This is a genomic window from Adlercreutzia sp. ZJ141 (genome assembly GCF_011038965.1).
In the GTDB taxonomy this organism is placed as follows: domain Bacteria; phylum Actinomycetota; class Coriobacteriia; order Coriobacteriales; family Eggerthellaceae; genus ZJ141.
On record NZ_JAAKEB010000011.1, the window covers coordinates 11,957 to 33,020 of the forward strand.

Sequence of the window (21,064 nt, forward strand, 5' to 3'; positions counted from 1 at the left end):
TCCTAAATTGCGCTCCGCTCTCGTACTCATACACGATCTTCAAGCCCCGCCGAAACGACCTTCGACAAAACTGCTATCTCGTTTCACAATACCAGAATAACCCTGCTGTGACTAGCTTAAACGGCCTTGATGAACTCCATAAGGAAGTTGGCGCGAGCATCGAGCAGCTCCGCGTCAATCGCATCCACCGTGTCCTGCGCCTCTGCGTACAGCGCAGGCTTGCCGTTCTGCATGCCCGCAAGATGCATCGCCTGGCACCCATTCTTGATAGCAACCGATGCCGCGCTATCTTCAAACGCAATGGTTGCCGTGTTGGTGCGCACGCCCGTCACCTGCGTCGCCTTCTTCAGGAAACGCTTCATGCGAGACGAAGCCCTTGCCAAGCGATACGATCCTTCGCGTTCGATCAGACAGAGGTCGCCAGCACCAATGGAATCGACATTCACGATCAGGGCCCCCCGAAGATCTTGACTATGCTCGTTCAAGAACGCCTTCATACCCGAGTTCCCCTCAAGTTCAGCTCCCAGCGCAACAAACCACACTTCAGTGGTTATACCCGCATTGCGGAATTGGCGAACTTCATCGACCTCAAAACCCATAGTAGCAGCAACTTGAGCTCCACTGTCACCTGTACTGGTATCGGCAAGCATATCCGCCGAGAATGCGCCACCCTGCCAGGGGAAGCGATGTTTCTTCACCGGTTCTGATTCTTCAAAGAATCCTTCGAAATCGGCATCGTCCGCCAACGGATCGAATGCCGTAGTGGCACCAAGACCATCATCATACTCGACGTATTCATCGTCTTCAAAACCATCTTCGTACTCACCGTTTGACTGAGCTACTTCGGGAATAGCGTCGTCTTCTTGTCGGAAACTCTCCCAACCACCACGTTCCTTACCTACCGTGCGAGCATCGAAGCCCTCATCCACGTTCAGCCATTCTTGAGCTGACGTGTCCCTTTCCTTCGACTTGGGCTTCAATTTACCGAAGAAGCGCGATACGCGCGACGTGGGCATATCAACGTATCCGGCACCTGCGAACGCTCCCGTTTCAGTAAAGTCCTCGTCGTATGCAGAATCGTCAGCATCATCAACATAGATGTCGTCCGGGTCAACGTTGTTCAACAGTTCTTCGTTGATCGGTGCAAACGATCCGGTCAAGCCAACAGGTTTGCTCACTGGCTCGGGCAGAGTTTCCTTTGCCTGGTCCTCAACTGGCATAATAGCAGCCGACAACGACGGCAACAAAGAACGAAGAGCTTGTCTACGGTTGTCAGGAGCGGTTCCCTGGTTTGTCACCGCAGGCACACGGGAGCTCAGCGACCCAGCTTCAGCCAAAGGCGCACGCTGCTTATGGGCATTCGCCACCGGCTCGTATTCCTTCTTCTCCGCAATATCGGGCAGCTTAATTGATCGACGATGTGGCTTTGCAGGTTCCTTAACCTGTGCCGCCGGGCGCAACGACGATGAAATTCGCCCTGTAGTGGCCGCTGGATCAACCGTCACGTTCACACGGTCAGTTGTGCGCGGAGCATTCGGTTGTGCCGCCTGAGCTTCTTGCTGCACTTTCACCGGATCAAGGAACGACGGCATGGCAATGCGTGGCTCGTCAATCGCTTCGATCTGTCCTTGTTCGATCACGCCATCCAATAGGCCCGATGACCCTTGCTCAGGTTGCTTTTTTTGTTCGGTGCTCATGCCGTGCTCAATTTGTTCAACAGACACAGCGGTTTCGCCCTGACCAACCCTCGCAACTTGCTCAGGCTGTGCTTCACCTGAAATAACGACAGGCGTTTCAGGCGAAGAAACCTGTATCGGCTCATCAGATTGCCGCTGAGCCTGTTGAATCATCTCATGTGACAAAGAATCGACCGGCGATTGGTCGGCGACAGTTTGTTGCGATGCATTAACATCAGAGACAACCGTCTCAGGTTGCTCGATAACTTCGGGGAACACATCTCCATCGATGCTAGCCGCTTGATGAAAGAACGACGAAGGATTGGCTTGCAGTGCCGCAGATTGAACCTGAGAAGCCGCTGTTGCGCTAGCCATCGCCCACTCAGGTGGTTCAACCTCACGGATCTCTTCTTTCCCCACGGAAAGAGCCTCTTCCAGCTTATGTTCAACCACAGCATTCGCCTGCATAAAGTGGCCCGAGCTTTCCTGCACCGCAGCATCAAGCGCGCTTGCGTAACGGCTGCGCTGCACCGGGCGTCCTTCGTCTTTCGGTCGTTTGGCGTTGCGCTGGGCTTTTTTGAACCAATCGGGGATACCATCGTCAACTGGCACAGGATAACTTGAAACGGTTGGCTGAGCAGTGACAGCTGCAACATCCTGAGAGTATTCTTCCTCGGGTTGCGAGGCTTCGGCCTTCTGAAGTGCTTCGGCAACCGTGTTTTCGGGAATGGAGCTCAGAGCGTCACGTGTTTCGTCACGCACTGCCTTGCTTTCTTCGGGGTCATACGTCACCGGCGGCTCTTTCACATTCACCAAATTACCCGAGATATTCGACACACCTGCTCCAGTAACTGGCTGTCCCGACAGCGCAGCAATAGCCGCTTTTGCCGCTGCAAGGCGCTCAGCCTCGGTCTGTGGCGCGAGGGGCGGTTCCTTTACAGGTGCGTCATCATAAGAAAGCACCGCTCCATCGGGAATAAGTCCGCTCGCACGCAAGGCGTTTTCACCATGCATGGTAGCATCTTCGGCATCGTACGAAGTTTGCTCTCGCGAAATACGACGCGCAAGTTCGATAATCATGGCAACGCCCGACGCACTGCCGTTCGCCGCTTCATTATATTGTGCAACCTGATGCAAAATGTACACCACAATAGGAATAGCCGCGAGCAGCATCGCAATAACCGACAGCACATTTAATACAACCATAGACGCGCCCTCGCCATTTGCTAAAAACACCGTGCGCACAAATGCGAGCACAGCAAGCGCAACCATGGCACCAAGCGAAACGAGATTCAAAGCTCGTTGTGCGCCAGCAAGCCCACCCGATAACTCAGAGCGTACTTTCCCACTGTCGTAACGAGTAACCAACACGATCTTTCTCCGTCGTGCTGGCCCTTGTTCGGGATCATGACGTGGTTCGAAGCGGGCAACCACGTTCTGGCTGACTCCGCTACCCAAAAAACGTGAGATAACAGGGTATCCGAACGCCTCAGCAACGAAAATAGCCGCAGCAGCGACGGTAATAATGAGGGCAGGAACTCTAAGAGGTGCTACGAACATCGACAACAATGTTAGGAAAAGCGATGCGCCGCAGCAGATTACTGCCGGCAACTCATGCGCGGGAACACCCGTAAAATCCTCCACTTCGGCATCAAGGCCTGCATTCTTTTTAAATGCTTCAGCTATATAAGAGGCGGCTTGTTGCTCTTCTTCTGTACCCGCAGGACGTGGACCTATCTCCTGGGAGAGATACGCTATACGGTCGATCATGTCAGGCATTGTTCTGTGCCTTTCGTTTTCGCTTTGTAACAAAATGTGCACGCTAATTAGGTATACACGTTGACCAGTATACGCTATTTGTCCTGCGCTCCCAAATAATCACGAAGAATAGCATCTGCCGTACCTGCCTGCATACGCGCGGTATCGTATACCTCACGGAAAGGAGCGGTTTCGGTATCATATGTTTCCCGCACCGCTTCGCTGGGATTTTCGGGAAGCTGCCCGGCAAGTGACACCGCTTCTGCATCGCATGCCTCGTACGCATCGTTTTGAGATGCCGCCTCTTCCTTGTTTCGTTCGATCAAAGCAACATCCGATGCGATCGCATACCCCATAGCCTCACGGCGTTTGATTAAATACGCCTCGAATGACGAGAAGTCAACTTCTTCATACAAATTGCGAGCCTGCTCAAACAGCGCTTGGGCCTGATCAAACAGCGCTTGGGCCTGCTCGCTCATCTCTTTCGAAGCACGCAGGTTTTCCTCAGTCGCATCTTCAACGAGTTTCGCTGATTCGCGGGCCAGCTTGTCTCCTTCGATCACCCTCGACCATGCTTCAGAGGCGACTTCGGAACATTCCGCAACGTGTTGTGTAGGTTCAGAAATCTTCAGTGCCTGGTCAATCATGGTTTTTCTCGCGTCAATAGCAACAACCGCCTGGTTTGCCGCTTCTCTATCATCGGCGTCAGTAAGATTAAGTGATGCTTCGCGCGCTTTTTTATTCGCATCATCAAGAAGACGCTGTGCTGAAACTGCATCCGACCGGCGTTTCATGAGATCAGAGGCATCAATGGTGATATTCTTCTCGCCAATGGAAAGCTCTGACACGTCGGACCCTTCTTCTGAAGTGCGAACAACCTCAATGCTGTCTCCCGACGAACCGGTACTTGAAACACTGACCGCCGAAACCGGATCGTCCACTATTTCGTCAAACGCGAGCACCGACACGTCGGCTTCTTCAATCAGCGACAAAGCGGCATTCAGGTCAGCTAAGCTGTCCTGCTGAGCCTCATAATACCGAACACCATACCAAAGCGCTCCGCCCGCTAATGCGACAGACATCAGACACACCGCTGCCACCGCTAAGGCCTTTCCTTTACGGCGGCGCGCTTTTCGCCAGGCTATTTCCTCTTCAGGAGTGCGTCCCAATCCTACCGTAGGCTGAGATGTATTGAATGTGTCCCGAGACGAGCGTTCGTTCCAACGACGATGCTTATTCAAAGGTTCAGTGGTTTCCACCTGCAAGAGGTCGGCAGGAATAGAAGCAGACGACGTTTCCTTAACTTCAGATGTAGTCGATGTGCTCGATAATTCTTCTACAAATGGAGACTCTTTTATCGGAGCGCTTTCACCTACGTGCGGTTGTTGTTTCGCCTTTCCGAACGCGCGAGCCCACGAAAAACCACCAACAATCCAAGGATGACCTTTTGGCTTCTTCGAGCCCGTTACCTTATCCGACGACTCTAGTTGAATGCCGCCGATGCGCGAATTACTTTGGGGCAAACCTTCGGTTGATACAAATCCTCCACCAGGAAGCGTTAACCCTTTCTCTTTTTCGGGTGTTCCCCCTCGCTTACGACGTCCCGGTAACCTCAATAACGGAATACGCCCAGGTTTACGTACGTTAATATCGCCTTTTGTGCCATCAAGCTCGCCTTTGATCGCATCGAGCACGCTTAAAGAAACCTCATTCGAAGTTCCTTTTGTGTTCTGCTTAATGTGCGCTGCACGGGATATCTTGTTACTATGCTTCGACATAACGCAAACCTACCGACACATTAACCTTTACGCACAGCGTGCGCGGCAATATCGGCAATAATATCGGCTGTTGTCATAACTTTCACAGTTCTACTCGGCATAGAATTCAAGAAAGCACGCCCGTACGACTTGGTAAGCAACCGCTTGTCGGCAAGTATGAGCGCACCGGTATCATCGGCTTTCCGAATAAGTCGTCCAGCCGCTTGCTTCGTTTCCAAGATCGCCTGAGGAAGCACGTACTTGCGCCACGCCTGATCATCGCGCGCAGCGCGCTCGCACGACAAGGGATCAGTCGGTTTCGCAAAGGGAAGCTTCGGAATGATTATTCCTTTCAACGTAGCCCCTGGTGCGTCGAATCCCTCCCAAAAGCTCTTCAAAGCAAACAGTGATAAATGCTCGTCTGCGAGAAAATCGTCACGAAGACCCTTCACCGACACTCCCCACTTCTGACAAACCAGTCGTAGGTCATGCGCTTTCAAACAAGGCTGTACCTCGTTAAAACAGGCTTCCATTTCACGGCGATTCGTAAATAGTGTAAGCATTGAACCCTGCTGTGCAATATGAGTGGCAATCAGCAGCGATTGTAATTTACTCAAATACGAAGGATCCATTGGCTCGGGTATGTCAGATACCACATAGATAATCATATTCGTATCAAAGTCATAACTAGAATCAAGCATGCAGGTGCGTGCGTGCGAGAATTCACCAGTATTTAAACCCAACGCCGATTCAAACGCAGTAAACGTTCCATTCACCGACAACGTTGCGGAAGCAAACACCACCGAATGGGTTCGGGCGAATAGTGTTTCGTTTAGCTTGCCTCCTACCTCTACCAGCAACGCTTCTTGTTTTTCCATAACGCGATCCTGCTTGCGGCTTACCGTCGCTGAATATGCGTATTTATCGCTTGGCGAACGGATAATCAGCTCTAACGCATTAATCTGCCGTTTCGCCTCCATGGCAAGAGACGCGATCTCGCGTTGAACCTCGGCAGCACCCTCAACATCCTCAAGATAAGCAACAAGCTCCTGCGACGTAGTAACCAGCTTTTCTGCCGCGTCGATGAGCGTATCAGCAAACGTTGCCATATGGGCGAACGTAGCGCTGCGCCGTACGTCATCGTTTAACCACACTTCCGCAATGTCGTAGCCACGTCCCCGCTTACCGGGAGCGAAAAACACCATGTCCTTCATATGCTCTGCATATGCTGCTGCCGCTTCCGCATACATCTTTCCCGCTGACTTTGCGCGCGAAGTGAGCGTATAGAACAATGTTGCTTTCTCACCGTTGCCCCCGGCATCGACTCGTCGTTCAGCTGCGATAAACACGTTGCGAGCCGATTCATCGGCACCTGCGCGTGCAGCTGCTCGCAGCAGATCTTCTGCTTCTAAGCTCACCGAAAACGCTCGGCGTGCTTCCTGTTCTGCTCCATGAGCCTCATCAACAACCCAATACCGCACCGGAGGTAAAAGCCCTCCATCGGCAGCAAGGTCGCAGAACAGTAAACTATGATTCGTCACAATAATATCAGCGTGCTCAGCGTGGCGACGCTGCCCGTGAACAAAGCACGACGTGTTGAAATACGGGCATTTCCTTCTCAAACAATCATGGCTCGTCGTAGTAACAGCCTTTCGCGGAAGCACGCGGTAATCAAGCTTCAGGGAATCCATATCGTCATATTCGGTTTGCTCAATATACGACAGTAGCGCCGCAATCGCAGGAGCCTGCGATACGCTTTTGCCCGCCACCTCTTTCATATGCGCACCCGAAGCAGCAATTTGGTCAATACGGCGCAAACAAGGGTAATGCGAAAAACCTTTCAACGACGCATAGGTAAGCGGACTCATATCGGGATACGTATCTTGTAAAGCCGCAGCGAGAGCGGGAAGCTCATGGTACACCAGCTGATCAAGTAATGCGTTTGTTTTCGTCGCCACACCGACGGTAATGTTGTTCCGTTTCGCGAGAAGTACCGACGGCACCAGATACGCCATCGATTTTCCCACTCCAGTACCCGCCTCAACAATTAAGTTCTCACTGCGTTCAAATGCAGCTCCCACTACGCAACCCATAGTACACTGTTCTTTGCGAGGTTCGTAGTCATCATACATGCGGCCGAGTAACCCGTCTCGGGAAAACAATTCACTTAGTTCGTTACTCGAAGGAAACGTAAGATTCCTTATAGGATCAGCTGCTATATCGTCTGCATCAGCCTTTGCGTTAAATTCCCGAGTACACACCCTTGCATCGCGAATCGAACGCAACGAAAAACGAGGAATGGCAGTATTGGCTGCTTTCTGGCGAGTGATCTCATCGAACACGATACGGCTCGACCATTCTTCCTGTGATGCCAAGCTAGCAATGAACGCTGTGAGATTCAGGGGCATTTCATACACTGCAGCAAACAGTACACGTAACACGGCGCACGTAGACGCCACATCATCGTCGGCACGATGTGTCGATAAAGGAAGTCCGAACGCTTTCACCAAATCGATCAGACGATGCGACTTTAAACGGGGAAGAGCAATACGCGACAGATCAAGCGAATCGATCCATGTGTTTTCAAGGAGCGGATACCCGCTGGGATGCCGTGTAGTAAACGTGCGATCAAAATCTACGTTATGGGCAACCAGTTTAGCATCGCCTGCGAATTCCACCAAACCTGCAAGTGCTTCGTTAGGGGAAGGGGCATCGATCACATCTTCATCATGAATATTGGTTAGTCGAGCAACCTCTTCGGGAATGGGTTTACCGGGATTCACGAACGTTACATACCAATCGATGATCTTTCCTTGTTCCATACGTGCTGCCGCAATTTGGATCAGTTCGTCATGATTGAACGAAAAACCTGTTGTCTCAGTATCTATAACAACGATATTGTGGTCTAAATCGCCAAAATCGTGCGACTTTGCCACTTCAGTAAGCGAAGCGTATCGGAATACAATCTCGTCGGGCGTCCCATCGCTGATAAACGCATTCAATGCCGCAGGTATTCCAGTTATATGCTTATTTTCCATACGCCCCACCTTATCATCTATCATACATTCAGCAGGTCATACTACCCCAAACACAGCTGCTGGTCCCACCACGGACGAAAGGAATCCCGTGCTTACCGACAAATTCTTCGGTTCCTACGAGCGCTTCAGTACTCCTTCAAAAAAAGAGGCGGCGGTTCTATTAGGAGCCGACAATCTTGTTGGCGACCGCTACGATATCGTTTTCAAAACAGAAAACCACGTTTCAATCGCCTGGCTGAAAAACCGTTTCGACGGAGAGGTTGGATTTTTTAACGCAAATGTTTCGAGAACACTACGTGTCCTTTCTGCACGCGGATGGAAATTGAACGCAGTACTTTCATTTATCGCATATTCCGATATCCCCGAACCAGGTGAATATTGGGGTGAAATGGCTCTCATATGCTACGATCCCTCACTTGAAGAATCATTCCTTCCGTTTGTGAGTAAATTTGGCAACGATATGGTCGACGGCAACCGACGTTCCCTTTTGCTAAACGATCATGAATTACAGAGTATTATCGATAGTAATGGAAACTGGCTCCCTTCAACGAAGACTAAGTTGCCAACATTAGATAAGGGAACCGCATTCATTAAAACAAGGCGATCGTTTACGGAGAAAATGGTCGAACACGGAAGAAAAGGGAATATAGGCTGCTATTTGATCAGCTGGGCATTTATTCTCTGCCTTATCGCTTTCGTTGCTTTTATCCTGCATTCTTTCGGGCTGTTTTAATACCTCATCAAGAAAGAATACTTCGTATAACACCTCCCGATGAAAGAAAAGCCCCTCGATAGGGGCTTTTCTTTCACATTACCTAGTTTGAAGTTTTTAAAGCATCTCGTATCAACATAGTACAAAGTTCAGGAAAGCTAATTCCCGCTGCGCGAGCGGCATCGGGAAGCAGCGATGTACTCGTCATTCCGGGAAGTGTGTTTGTTTCCAACACCCAACACTCCCCGTTCTCGTCGAGAATAATATCGGTTCGCGAAACCCCCGAACATCCTAGTGCCTTATGTGCTCGAATAGCAAGATCTTGCGCACGACAGGTCGTTTCACTAGAAATACGTGCAGGACATATGTGTTCAGAGCCACCAGGGGCGTATTTCGACTCAAAGTCGTAGAACTCACTTTTTGGTACGATTTCAATTACAGGTAGCGCTTTTGTTGTATCGTGATCATCCACAACAGCTACCGTCAACTCAGTTCCCTGAACGTAGCGTTCTATCAACACCTCGGTATCAATATCAAACGCCTGGTTTATCGCATCGGCTATTTCTTGTTCCCCTTTAACGATAAACACGCCAAGTGCGCTTCCTTCAGTCCCAGGCTTCACCACACAGTGTTCCCCAACGGTATTTACGATTTCCTTTAGAGAATACTCATTATCAATATGGAGGGTGATTGATAAAGGAGTTGGAATGTCGTTTTGAGTATAGAACAGTTTTGCCTTTGCTTTATCCATAGCTAAAGCACTCGCCCACACGTTTGACCCGGTGTATGGTAACCCAATCATTTCAAGCATACCTTGCAGCGTACCATCTTCACCGTATTTACCATGCATACATAAGAAGGCAACGTCGAAATCACCGGTAATCAAAGATACGAGGTCATCGTTCGACGCCGGATCGAGCATGGTAACCGAATAACCCGCTTCTCTAAGTGCTTCATAAGCACCCTTACCAGAAGCGAGAGAAATCTCTCGCTCGCCGCTCTTTCCGCCAGCAAGCAATGCGACACTGCATGAGCTCGGATTCAACGTGTTCACCACAACTCCTTTTCGCTATATTATTCGGCTCATGCAGTATAGCAAAACGCCCTCTTATCAGCGCAGCTCGCCGTACAATGCGCATGTTTCACGTGAAACAGGTATAATCTTCCTTATGGAAACTCATATCAAAACATATTCACCAAATCAGCTATCAGTTCTCATGAAAGAACTCGGAGAAAGTCCTTTTCGCGCTCGTCAGCTCGAAGAATGGCTTTATGTTCACCATGTTGACTCATACGACAAGATGACTAACCTCCCAAAAGCGTTACGATCAACCCTTTCAGAGATATATCCACTCTATACACCATCAATCATTAATAAGCGTATTTCGAAAGACGGAACAAGAAAGTACATTATCGAATTTCACGACAACACCTGTGTTGAAACCGTTGCTATTCCCTCAAAGAACGATTCGCGGTTAACAGTTTGTTTCTCTACTCAAATCGGATGCCCAATGGCTTGTGACTTTTGCGCTACAGGAAAAGAGAGTTTTATTCGAAACCTTTTCCCAGGGGAAATCGTTGACCAGGTTCTTTTAGCACAAGAAGATATGGGAAAACGTGTTACCAATATCGTCGGTATGGGACAAGGTGAACCATTTCTCAATTATGATAACGTTCTTGCTGCGCTACGCATTCTCAACAATCCAAAAGGAATAGCTCTCGGTGCACGACACATCAGCTTATCAACCTGCGGTGTACTGTCAGGTATTCAACGGCTTGCTTCAGAACCAGAACAATTCACGCTTGCCGTATCTCTACACTCTGCAGTGCAGGAAACTCGCGATTATCTGATGCCAAAGGTTGCATGTTTTCCTCTTCCCGACCTTCGGAAAGAACTCCAGTCTTATATCAGAGCAACGAAACGACGTGTTACATTCGAATATATCATGATCCGAAACGTTAATGATCAGCCAAGTGATCTTCAAGCATTACTTCGTTTTTGTAAAGGTCTTCTCTGTCATATTAATCTTATTCCTATCAATTCCATTAAGGATTCCCCTTATCAACCCTCATCTGCTGCAGTAATAAAGAAATGGGTTTCAGAAATAACCAATAGTGGTATAGAAGTAACAATACGTGATTCTCGCGGAAGTGACATTGCGGGAGCATGTGGACAATTAAAGCAAACACATTTGCTATAAAACTAAGATACTATCCTTATATTAGATTCTTCTCTTTCTTGATTTCTTATCCTTAAACACTTACTAGTATTGAAAGAGTGCGAGCTCCTTGGAAATGAGAAGGAGCTCGCACTAATTGTTTATGTAATAAGAATCAATCTTCGTTAACATCAATGTTTCACGTGAAACATTGATGTTAACGATTGTTCTACTCGGAAGATAATTGATTAAACAGACGTTTCAAATCTTCTTCGTCTTTAAACTCAATTTCGATTTTATTTTTCCCTTTAACTGACTTAACGCGAACAGGTGCACTTAACACTTTCTTAAGCTCAGTAGCAACTTTCTTATATGAATCAGGTAACGGTGCACGAGATTGCTTTGCTGCCGATGTTTTACCAGACATTAACCGTGCAATCGCTTCCGCTTCACGCACTGAAAGAGTTTCTTGTAATAGCTTATCAGTTAGTTTTTGTCGTCCCTCTTGTGTGGGAATAGATAAGATAGCACGCGCATGACCCGCAGTAATTTTCTCTTCAAACAGTAATTGCTGGGCGTCTTCAGGAAGATCAAGCAACCGTAATGCATTCGCTACCGTTGAACGACCTTTCGACATTGCTTGAGCAACTTCGGCCTGCGTCATACCACGACGCTCCATCATTCTCCGATATCCATATGCCTCTTCAATTGGATTCAAATCAGAACGCTGAAGATTCTCAACCAATGCAAGCTCTAAAGCCTGATCATTGTCCGCTTCTTTAATTCGAACAGGAACAGTTTTCAAATCAATTAATTTGCATGCCTGCCATCTGCGTTCACCTGCAATGATCTGATATCTTTCTCCATCAATCGAACGAACCAAAATGGGTTGAAGTAACCCATCCTTCTCTATTGAAGCGGCTAGTTCTTCTAATTCTTCTCGTTTGAAGTTTGTTCGGGGCTGATCAGGATTCGGCTCAATTAAGTCGATAGATATTTCATCGGTAATTTGTTTGGAAACAACACTGATAGATATATCCTCACTACTAACAGCTTGATTAAGATCTTCTATTATCACTGAATGTACTTCGTTTTCTCGAGCTTGTTCTGCTCGCTGTTCAGGAGTCATTTTAACGGCTTTTATCGACTCTGATGGTACATCTTCACCTTCTACCATTACACGTGGAACAGGTTGAGTAGGCTTCACAACCTGGACAGATTGGGTAGGTTGCGTATGTTTGATCGGTTCAGGCTTCTCTTCTGGAATTGCCTCGTTATAAATACTACCCATAAGAGAATTTAAACCACGGCCTAAACCACTGCGTGTATTTTTAGCCACGGGAGATCACTTCCTTTGCAAGATCAACGTACGATTGCGCTCCTTTGCCGGCAGGATCATATTGAGTAATAGGCTGACCATAGCTCGGGGCTTCTGATAATTTGACGGTTCGAGGAATCATTGTCTCAAAAACAATTCTGCCGAAGTAATTTCTCACCTCTTCGACAACTTGTCGCGATAACGTCGTCCTTCCATCGTACATCGTCATAAGCACGCCATAGATATCTAAACTTGGATTCAAGCGACTTTTGACACGATTCATCGAATCAAGAAGTTTTGTCACACCTTCCAATGCATAGAATTCACACTGAATTGGGATTAACAATTTATCTGCTGCAACAAGAGCATTAACAGTTAATAAACCAAGAGAGGGAGGACAGTCGATAAAAACAAAATCATATCTCCCTCTCATCGTGCCAACAGCATCTTTAAGACGGTTTTCACGTGCCATCTCAGAAACAAGCTCAACTTCCGCACCAGCAAGGTTGATTGTTGCAGGAACAACGTCTAACCCTTCGTATACATCGGGAATAATAGCTTGCTCTATCGGCACATCGTTAAGTAATACGTCATAAATACAGTTTTGAACTGCACCTTTATCGATTCCTAAACCACTTGAAGAGTTTCCTTGTGGGTCAAGATCAATAAGCAAAACTTGTTTACCTATTTCACCAAGAGCAGCACCTAAGTTGATAGATGTTGTCGACTTACCAACTCCACCCTTTTGATTAATGATAGCAATAACCTTTGTTTGACCAACAACGTGAGTTACTGGAGCCTTGTCAGCATACGACTTCAACGGACGGCTCTCAATCACGACATCCCGCACCGGCTCGGGTTGTTTCACTTCTCGCTCAATAACGGGAGCAGCCTCAATATCTTCAATCGAATCTATTTGAGTAATTTCTTCTTTCGGTTCCTCAATAGTAGGACCAGGAGTTGCTGTTATTTCAGATTCCTTTTTATGTCTATCACGCTTCAAACTATCGAATAAGCCCACAGAAATCCCCTTTCATCGGACGATTCAAAGTATATACCTTCTCGATGTTTCATATGAAACATTCGCTCTCACATCCGTTGAAGTAACTACTTTCCGGCGTTACAAAGGCTTCTTCTGAGCCATACCAACGTTTCGTGGTAGTTTTATTATTGGTTTCCCTTGCTTCTTAAAGCAGATAATTCTACGTGTTTTATCATCTAAAGAAACTGTTCGATCTGAAACGTATCTCATTGCAAGCTTTTCTTGTAACTCTAAAGCATGTCCCAATTCGTCATCATCAACGAGAGCTTTATAACAAACAAGTAAACCATTATCACAAAGCAAGGGACTCGATAGTTCCATAAGAATCGATAATTTAGCCAAGGCACGCGCTGTAACCACACTAAATTGCCCTGCTCTTTCCCTTCCAAGGTCTTCAATTCTTCCCGTATATGTTGATACATTTTCCAACTCAAGCGTTTTTATAAATGAATCAAGAATAGCGGTCTTTTTTCGTACGGAATCAACTAAGAGGGTTTCACGACCTGTTTCAATGGCAAGCGGTATCCCTGGAAATCCAGCACCTGATCCAATATCAGCATATTTTCCTATAGGAGCGGCGTTTATTTCTTCTAATCCAATAAGGGAATCAGCAACATGAAGTCTCATTCCCTCATTTAAAGAAGAAATACGTGTTATGTTTGTTATCTTATTTGCTTCAATAACTAGCTCAAGATGCTTCCGAAGAAGATCGTCATGCATGAAGGCTCCTTGGTTTTTAACTGGTTGAGCACTGTATCCTACCTGATTACTTATTTGTATACCACAGTGGAACTTCATCTGCATGGCAAGAATAGAAAAAGACTCCCCAGCTATATCAGCACTTGGGAGTCTTCATAATCAAACTATGTATTCGATTTTATCGAGGAATAACCACTACATGACGAGCTGACCCTTCACCTTCGGATGCGGTTTCAACTCGATCATCATCACGAAGAGCAATATGAACAATACGCCGCTCATATGGAGTCATAGGTCGCAGTTTTACACACTTATGCTGAGATGCTGCCCGATTCGCAGATGAACGGGCAATAGACTCCAATTTCTCACGCTGACGCCCTTTATATCCCTCAACATCAATGACAACCGGATAACGGAATCCAAGCGTTCTTAACGTAATAGCTGACACGAGAAATTGTAAAGAATCGAGTGTTTTCCCATGACGTCCAATAAGAACCGCAAGATCATCACCGGTGATATCTAGAATGAGTTCTCCTTCATCGCCTTCATATTCATCAATAACAATCTCACCAACATTGAAGTGCTTCAAAATATCTTTCAAAACACCAATAGCAGTATCAGCTATACGATCAATATCTTCGTCAGTGAGCTCAACATAGTCGTCAGGCTGCTCTTTTTCTAGCTCTTCAGCCATAGTTGCTCCTTTAATCCACCAGTTGTTTCACGTGAAACAACTATTAATGCCTCTTTTTGCCGCCTTTTTTCTTAGGGCGAGGCTTCTTTTCCTTCCTCGTCACATCAATCTCAATCGGCTGAACTTCGATCTCGTTCGATTCCTCTTCATCACGTTTACGCATAATACTCATTGCAATTTGCTGTTGTACAACACCGAAGAGAGATGACACTCCCCAGAATAAAAGTACGCCCGCTGGCGAACTCCAACCAATCCACAGCATCATTAAGCTCATAAGACCAGACATAATGTACATTTGCTGCTTTTGCTTAGGATCGGAGTTGTTCTTCTGCTGAAGAAACATTGGTAAGAATGTTGCTCCCGCGAACACAACCATCAAGATGACATAGGGTAAGAAAAAGAGAAATCCCTGACCAAGAGCCTGTGATGGTGTAGTAACCAAGCTAGGAACGAGATTATAGAACTCATACGTGCCCTGAACACGATCGCCCATCTCGCGCAACACCTGAAACAACGCCATAAAAATTGGCATTTGTAGAAGCATTGGTAAACACCCAGCAAGCGGGTTGAATTTCGCTTCTGCGTACAATTTCTGCATCTCAACATTCATACGTTGAGGATCATCAGCATACTTCGACTGCAGTTGTTGGATCTTAGGCTGGATCTTCTGCATTTGATAGCTCGACTTCGACTGCTTATGCACAATCGGAGCCATGATCAGGCGGAAGATGACGGTGATTATAATAATCGCCATTCCCCAGTCACCAACAAAGTCGTAGAAGAAACTGATGATATCAAAGATCCAATCTTTGAATACCGACCACATAATTCCTTCCTTCCTTTATATACCAAAGAGCACCACGTAGTACAGATCCCGCTCAGGGTACAGGATCGTAACCATGTGGTCCTCCCGGACGACACCGTAGAATCCTCTTAATGGTGAGGATAAAACCTTTTTTGAACCCATATTTCCGAAAAGCGATCAAACTATACTGAGAACACGTTGGTTGAAATCGACAGCACGAGGGAAACAAAGGAGATATCGCAGCTTGATAAAACAAAATAACAAGCGTTGCTACTCGAACGGGAAGCTGTTTAATTCTGTCTATCATAAACGGAATCTCGAACAAACCCAGCTTTTTGCGCTGTTTCGGTACATACACTGACAAGTGTTTTAAATGTAATACTATTCACATTTCTTTTCGCGAGAAATACCACATCAAAGCCTTTCCAGGGACCTCCCGCCAAATAACACGCCTCTCTCATGCGTCTCTTTGCACGGTTTCTCCAAACAGCATTCCCTAACTTTTTTCCCGCTATAAAAGCAACACGACCATTAAGGTCGTGCCGCTTTGTTGGTAACACTATGAAAGTCAGGTAAGGCGTATGGAAACGCTTGCCAGAGGAAAAGAGATCGGAGATTTCCTGTTTCGATGTTATAGTCTCCAACCTAAGCTTCCTTTTACACGCAAAGACGTTTACGTCCCTTGGCGCGGCGGCGAGCCAAAACCTTACGGCCGCTCTTGGTCGCCATACGAGCACGGAAACCGTGGCACTTAGCCCGCTTACGAGTGTTAGGTTGATACGTGCGCTTCATATTATTTCCCTTTCATGGTTAAGAGCAACTCCCAAATTATATACTGAATTCCCAGCTCGTCAACTGTTTTTCATAATTCATATTGATACCTAAAACCTCCCCGGCTTTCATCACAGCCTTCCAATTTTCGTTTATATACCTGCAGTGTGAAGAGGAAAAACAAGGAAAGAAACGGGAATTATATAAGATAAGGAGTTCTTTCTCTTTTGTTATCCTGTATGTCGATCATGAAATTGTGGAAAATGTTGAAAACTTCGAAATCACTCATAAACCGTGGTGGAAAAACCTTTCTTTTCAATTTGTCAAGAGTGTTACCTTTTACATATGACATAGTGTTTCATCAGGCATTTAATAATACAAACATCTGTTTTGTCGCTTTTGACCTGGTATTTTAATATTATTTAACAACAACATCTCTGAAAATTATTTTTTAAATCTTGTCAAATTAACGATTATCCTGTTCAAGTAGGTTTTCTCAGTTTTCGAACGATTCCCTTTTTGTTTTGAGAATTATTCAACAACTCATCTCTTCTTTCATTAGTTTTCCCCAATTTCCTATAGCTACTTTTCAATGTTTTCAACATTTCATGAATAAAAAGTTAAAAACCTGGGAAACCCCTTATGAATACGATATTTTCACCTGGATGAATAATGGAAACAGTAAAGGAAATTCTCTCTTTTCGCAGATGAATAGATTCATTATCTAAATACAGCTACAATGAGCGCGGAATAATCTTGAAAAGTATGAAATATCAGGTCTGAAAACGGAAAACAATTGGAAAACCAGATCGAACATAACGAGAATCACCCTAATGTTTCCTTAGAAGAGGGAGGGTTTGATTACTCATACGTCCATACAATAGCTCGAATAGCCCGCTATGACGATAAGCTTGCCGCGCCACGCGTAATTGAGATTCAACCCGCTCCGACAGCCGATTTTATTGAAACACTCGCATCATCTATCGACCGCGAAGCACGCATGCTTGGAGGAACAATTCCATATGCGGTCATTCGCGAAGTGTCCGAGAACTTTATTCATGCGCGATTCGAAGAGATCGTTGTGTCAATCCTTGACGACGGCAATACCATCAGATTTGCTGACCAAGGGCCAGGTATCACCGATAAAACCAAAGCACAATTACCAGGTTTTACCTCAGCAATCGAACCGATGAAACGCTATATTCGAGGTGTTGGATCCGGTTTACCTCTCACAAAAGAGTATCTCGATATGAAAAATGGAACAATTTCAATCGAGGATAATCTCGGAACGGGCGCAGTAGTAACCGTTAGTCTAAAACAACATTCCAGGTCTGCGTTTAATCAGCAGATGGTAGGTAATCGTAATCACTCAAGTATCCCTATACCCCCGTTAAATGAACGTCAACGTGACATTCTTAAATGCTTCGAATCTGAAGGGGCACTTGGGGTTACCGACGTGGTAAACCTTACTGGTTACCCAACTTCTTCAACCTATAAGGAACTTCAACGCCTCGAAGAAGCGGGATTATTGGAAAAAACAATGGGAAAGAAGAGAATTCTCACTGATATGGGATTTCAGGTAGCAAGCTCTTTGTAGAACGTTTCTCTTATGAAGCGCCCCATCGACCCTTATTTGATATAAAATCGGAAGTTACCCGAAGGCGCTCATAAGGAATAATCAGCAGACGAAACCTGGAGAGACGACTGCAATGAACAGCGAAAAACTCGAACATACCTGGAACGTACTATGTGAAACAGTTAAAGAGTACGAAGAGATCGATCCTGCTCAGATTAATGCATTCTTTTCCAGACTCCAACCTCAAGCGATGAGTGACGGTTTTCTCATGCTGACCGCTGATAACGAATTCATTAAAACCTGGATTGAACGGCATTACGTTGGCTATATCAAGCGCGCACTCAGTGATGAATATGGAATACCATTCACTGTTGTGGTAGAAGTTGACGCTACACAGGGCTTATATTCACAACAAACCCAATCTAATACAGGAAATGTGCGCTCTACCTCCACGACAACAACCCAATCATCAGCGACAACAACCGAAGAGATAGCAAATATCTTTCAATCTTCTGAGCTAGAACAACTAACAAATAAGAAGGAAGATCAAATAATACAAAGGTCACAGGTATTTGACCAATTATCAATTCAACCCAACGATTTTTCGGTTAAAAGGTATTCCAGTGGGCGCATGTGTGACAGCGTAACAGGGGCCCTAACTTTCGAGAATTTCGTCATCGGCGATTCGAATCGAATGGCATATCATATGGCGGTGTCAGTTGCTGAAGTACCCGGAAAGAAGACACTTAATCCTTTGTTTATTTATGGACGATCTGGATTAGGAAAAACTCATTTACTTCGCGCTATACAAAACTATATCAACGAGACGCAACCCCATCTCCAGACAATCTATGTCGATTCTGCTGAACTGTTGTCGGACTATATGGATGCCAGCGCCGCACATGACAAGGAAAAACAGAGTTATCGTAACTTTAAGAATAAATACGAAGAAGCTGACGTATTACTTATTGACGACGTTCAATGGCTTCAAGGTAAGAAACAAACCCTCGACATCGTGTTTCAGATCTTCAACAAGCTTATTGATGAGGGAAAACAAGTAGTTCTCTCCGCCGACCGTGCACCAAAGAATATCGATATCGATGAGCGTTACATCAGCAGGTTTAATTCGGGCGGTACGTTTGATATCCAACCACCCGAATTTGAAACCAAGCTCGGTATCGTGCGTAGTTTTATCAGCGAATATAAAGAAAACGAACATGATGATAATTTCGTCATCCCTGAAGATATCCAGATGTATATCGCAGAAAGTTCGAGTTCAAACATTCGAGAACTAAAAAGCGCAGTAACCAAGGTGATATACCAAATTTCCTTGGTTAGTTCTAAGAATATTACGCTCGACGACGTAAAAAAACTGCTTGAGAATCATTTTACCGGCGGGCCATCACGGAGAGTTACTATCGCTGATATTCAAAAAACAGTCGAGGGCTTCTATAAGGTCAACCATAACGATTTAGTAGGAAAAAAACGTACGCGTGAGATCAAGTATGCTCGTCAAGTGGCTATTTATCTCTGTCGACAAATCCTCGATTTACCATACAACGACATAGGAAAGAAATTCTCCCGAGACCACTCGACCGTCATGTATTCAGTTTCTATCATTGAAGAGAAAATGAAAGAAAACCGAGAGTTGCGTGAGGAAATTGAAACATTACGCCAGCTCATTCAAGAAATTTAGGAAAAGTGGACAACATGATAAAACATGACTCAAATATGACTGATAACCACCAATCGATAGGGGAAAGATAATTTCAGCAATAAAACAGGTGGATATCTTGGAGAGATTTACACTGTATTCAAGAACGAACATTTTCACTCTCATATGCGGTTTTAACAGTTTTCCACTTTTTAACCGTCGTTATTATTGTTGTTATTCAAAAACCAATAGATATAGAAGAAACAACGAATCACTGTAGGGAAGGAAATAATCGTGAGATTCAGTATTAATCAATCAGAGCTGCAAAATGCACTATCTGTCGTTTTAAAGGGAATTTCAACCCGGTCGACACTTCCCGTACTTTCAGGTATTTATATCGATGCAAATAATGACTCATTAACACTGCAAACAACCGACTTATCGTTATCTATCCAGTACACTGTTGCGGCACTCATTGATACACCCGGACGTGTAGTTGTTCCGGGTAAGCTGTTTAGTGAAATCGTAAAGAGTCTTCCTGATGCGGCAGTTCATTTCGCATTGGAAGGAGAGTCAGCTATTATTACGTGTGATGCAGCTTCTTTCTCAATTAAGACACTCGATGCAGAGGAATTCCCAGGCTTTCCTCACGTGGATGTCCATCAAAAGATACGAATTCCTTTCTTGAAGTTATCTTCTATGGTTAAGAAAGTTGCACGCGTAGTGTCGAAAGATGAAAGTCGTGCCATTCTTACTGGCGTACTGATCACATTAGAAGAAACAACCTTGAAGATGGTGGCAACCGATTCATATCGCCTTGCTATCGCTGAATCAGAGGTTCCTGAGGCCGCAGCTGACAACTTTGAAGCTGTTATTTCAGGACCTTTTTTACAAGAAATTGCAGCTATGGTGAAGTCTGATGACGATGTAACTATTGCCTTAGCGGAAAACCAAATCGTCGTAACATATCATGACACTATGCTTATTAATCGCCGTATTGAAGGATCATTCCCAAATTATCGCCAACTACTACCTAAAACATGTACTACACGCGTTGCTATGGATAAGAACCATTTAGTGTCTGCTGTAAAGCGTGCGTCGTTACTGATTCAGACATCATCACCGGTGCGTTTCTCTATTGATACCGAAGTACAAGCGGTACAGGTGTCCTCGGCGGCTCACGATATCGGATCAGCTCAGGAAGTTGTTTCGTGTGAAGCTGAAGGTGAATCGGTTGAGATTGCATTTAACTATACTTATGTGCTTGATGGATTGGCGGCAATTGATACTGATCAGGTATTTCTTGAGGTTAATGAGGGTATGAAACCAGGAATATTTAAATCGGATAACCCGGATAATTTCCTTTATCTCGTTATGCCAGTGCGTATTTCTTAAAACAGCGGTG

17 protein-coding genes are annotated in these 21,064 nt (G+C 45.7%); 5 read left to right on the plus strand and 12 right to left on the minus strand.

From position 1 onward, the window contains the following. Positions 1-116: 116 nt before the first annotated feature. From G7Y44_RS06660 to G7Y44_RS06670, 3 genes are all read right to left on the minus strand, one after another. Positions 117-3,455 (minus strand): M28 family peptidase, encoded by a 3,339-nt coding sequence (locus G7Y44_RS06660; RefSeq protein ID WP_165248527.1) that lies wholly within the window; start codon positions 3,453-3,455, stop codon positions 117-119. 74 nt (positions 3,456-3,529) lie between these two features. After that, positions 3,530-5,212 (minus strand): hypothetical protein, encoded by a 1,683-nt coding sequence (locus G7Y44_RS06665; RefSeq protein WP_165248529.1) that lies wholly within the window; start codon positions 5,210-5,212, stop codon positions 3,530-3,532. 20 nt (positions 5,213-5,232) lie between these two features. Further along, entirely contained in the window at positions 5,233-8,229 is a 2,997-nt protein-coding gene (locus tag G7Y44_RS06670; RefSeq protein WP_165248531.1) for a helicase C-terminal domain-containing protein, read from the minus strand. 88 nt (positions 8,230-8,317) lie between these two features. On the opposite strand from G7Y44_RS06670, the gene G7Y44_RS06675 reads away from it, so the two are divergent. Further along, a complete protein-coding gene (locus G7Y44_RS06675; RefSeq protein WP_165248533.1) occupies positions 8,318-8,962 on the plus strand; it encodes a hypothetical protein in 645 nt (214 codons plus the stop codon). A gap of 82 nt (positions 8,963-9,044) precedes the next feature. On the opposite strand, the gene G7Y44_RS06680 is transcribed toward G7Y44_RS06675, so the two are convergent. Beyond that, positions 9,045-9,995 carry a D-alanine--D-alanine ligase family protein gene (locus G7Y44_RS06680; RefSeq protein ID WP_371807468.1) on the minus strand — a complete coding sequence of 317 codons (951 nt, stop codon included), beginning with the start codon at positions 9,993-9,995 and terminating at the stop codon, positions 9,045-9,047. Positions 9,996-10,110: 115 nt separating this feature from the next. On the opposite strand from G7Y44_RS06680, the gene rlmN reads away from it, so the two are divergent. Continuing rightward, entirely contained in the window at positions 10,111-11,142 is a 1,032-nt protein-coding gene (gene rlmN, locus G7Y44_RS06685) for a 23S rRNA (adenine(2503)-C(2))-methyltransferase RlmN (RefSeq protein WP_165248537.1), read from the plus strand. A gap of 187 nt (positions 11,143-11,329) precedes the next feature. Here the strand turns inward: rlmN and G7Y44_RS06690 are convergent, their stop codons facing one another. The 8 genes from G7Y44_RS06690 to rpmH all read right to left on the minus strand — a co-directional run bounded on the left by G7Y44_RS06690 (position 11,330) and on the right by rpmH (position 16,450). Then, the gene (locus tag G7Y44_RS06690) at positions 11,330-12,439 is read right to left on the minus strand and encodes a ParB/RepB/Spo0J family partition protein (protein WP_241159216.1); all 1,110 of its coding nucleotides are present in this window, start codon (positions 12,437-12,439) and stop codon (positions 11,330-11,332) included. Continuing rightward, entirely contained in the window at positions 12,432-13,334 is a 903-nt protein-coding gene (locus tag G7Y44_RS06695) for a ParA family protein (RefSeq protein ID WP_371807469.1), read from the minus strand. Before G7Y44_RS06695 ends, G7Y44_RS06690 begins: the two co-directional genes overlap by 8 nt. A gap of 204 nt (positions 13,335-13,538) precedes the next feature. Then, positions 13,539-14,180 carry a 16S rRNA (guanine(527)-N(7))-methyltransferase RsmG gene (gene rsmG, locus G7Y44_RS06700; protein ID WP_165248539.1) on the minus strand — a complete coding sequence of 214 codons (642 nt, stop codon included), beginning with the start codon at positions 14,178-14,180 and terminating at the stop codon, positions 13,539-13,541. A 157-nt stretch (positions 14,181-14,337) separates the two neighbouring features. Next, the gene (locus tag G7Y44_RS06705) at positions 14,338-14,853 is read right to left on the minus strand and encodes a Jag family protein (RefSeq protein ID WP_165248541.1); all 516 of its coding nucleotides are present in this window, start codon (positions 14,851-14,853) and stop codon (positions 14,338-14,340) included. Positions 14,854-14,896: 43 nt separating this feature from the next. Beyond that, a complete protein-coding gene (locus tag G7Y44_RS06710) occupies positions 14,897-15,679 on the minus strand; it encodes a YidC/Oxa1 family membrane protein insertase (RefSeq protein ID WP_165248543.1) in 783 nt (260 codons plus the stop codon). 52 nt (positions 15,680-15,731) lie between these two features. Continuing rightward, positions 15,732-15,965, minus strand: coding sequence for a membrane protein insertion efficiency factor YidD (gene yidD, locus G7Y44_RS06715; protein WP_165042866.1), 234 nt, complete (start codon positions 15,963-15,965; stop codon positions 15,732-15,734). Further along, positions 15,949-16,302, minus strand: coding sequence for a ribonuclease P protein component (gene rnpA, locus G7Y44_RS06720; protein ID WP_165248545.1), 354 nt, complete (start codon positions 16,300-16,302; stop codon positions 15,949-15,951). The genes yidD and rnpA overlap by 17 nt, the downstream gene beginning before the upstream one ends. 13 nt (positions 16,303-16,315) lie before the next feature. Next, positions 16,316-16,450, minus strand: a complete 135-nt coding sequence (gene rpmH / locus G7Y44_RS06725; protein WP_165042862.1) for a 50S ribosomal protein L34 — start codon at positions 16,448-16,450, stop codon at positions 16,316-16,318. A 775-nt stretch (positions 16,451-17,225) separates the two neighbouring features. On the opposite strand from rpmH, the gene G7Y44_RS06730 reads away from it, so the two are divergent. From G7Y44_RS06730 to dnaN, 3 genes are all read left to right on the plus strand, one after another. After that, positions 17,226-18,026: an ATP-binding protein gene (locus G7Y44_RS06730; protein ID WP_165248547.1), complete on the plus strand. Its 801-nt coding sequence runs from the start codon at positions 17,226-17,228 to the stop codon at positions 18,024-18,026. A 112-nt stretch (positions 18,027-18,138) separates the two neighbouring features. Beyond that, positions 18,139-19,701 carry a chromosomal replication initiator protein DnaA gene (gene dnaA / locus G7Y44_RS06735; RefSeq protein WP_165248549.1) on the plus strand — a complete coding sequence of 521 codons (1,563 nt, stop codon included), beginning with the start codon at positions 18,139-18,141 and terminating at the stop codon, positions 19,699-19,701. 252 nt (positions 19,702-19,953) lie between these two features. Further along, complete coding sequence (dnaN, locus tag G7Y44_RS06740) at positions 19,954-21,054, plus strand: DNA polymerase III subunit beta (protein WP_165248551.1); 1,101 nt, start codon at positions 19,954-19,956, stop codon at positions 21,052-21,054. Positions 21,055-21,064 lie beyond the last annotated feature (10 nt).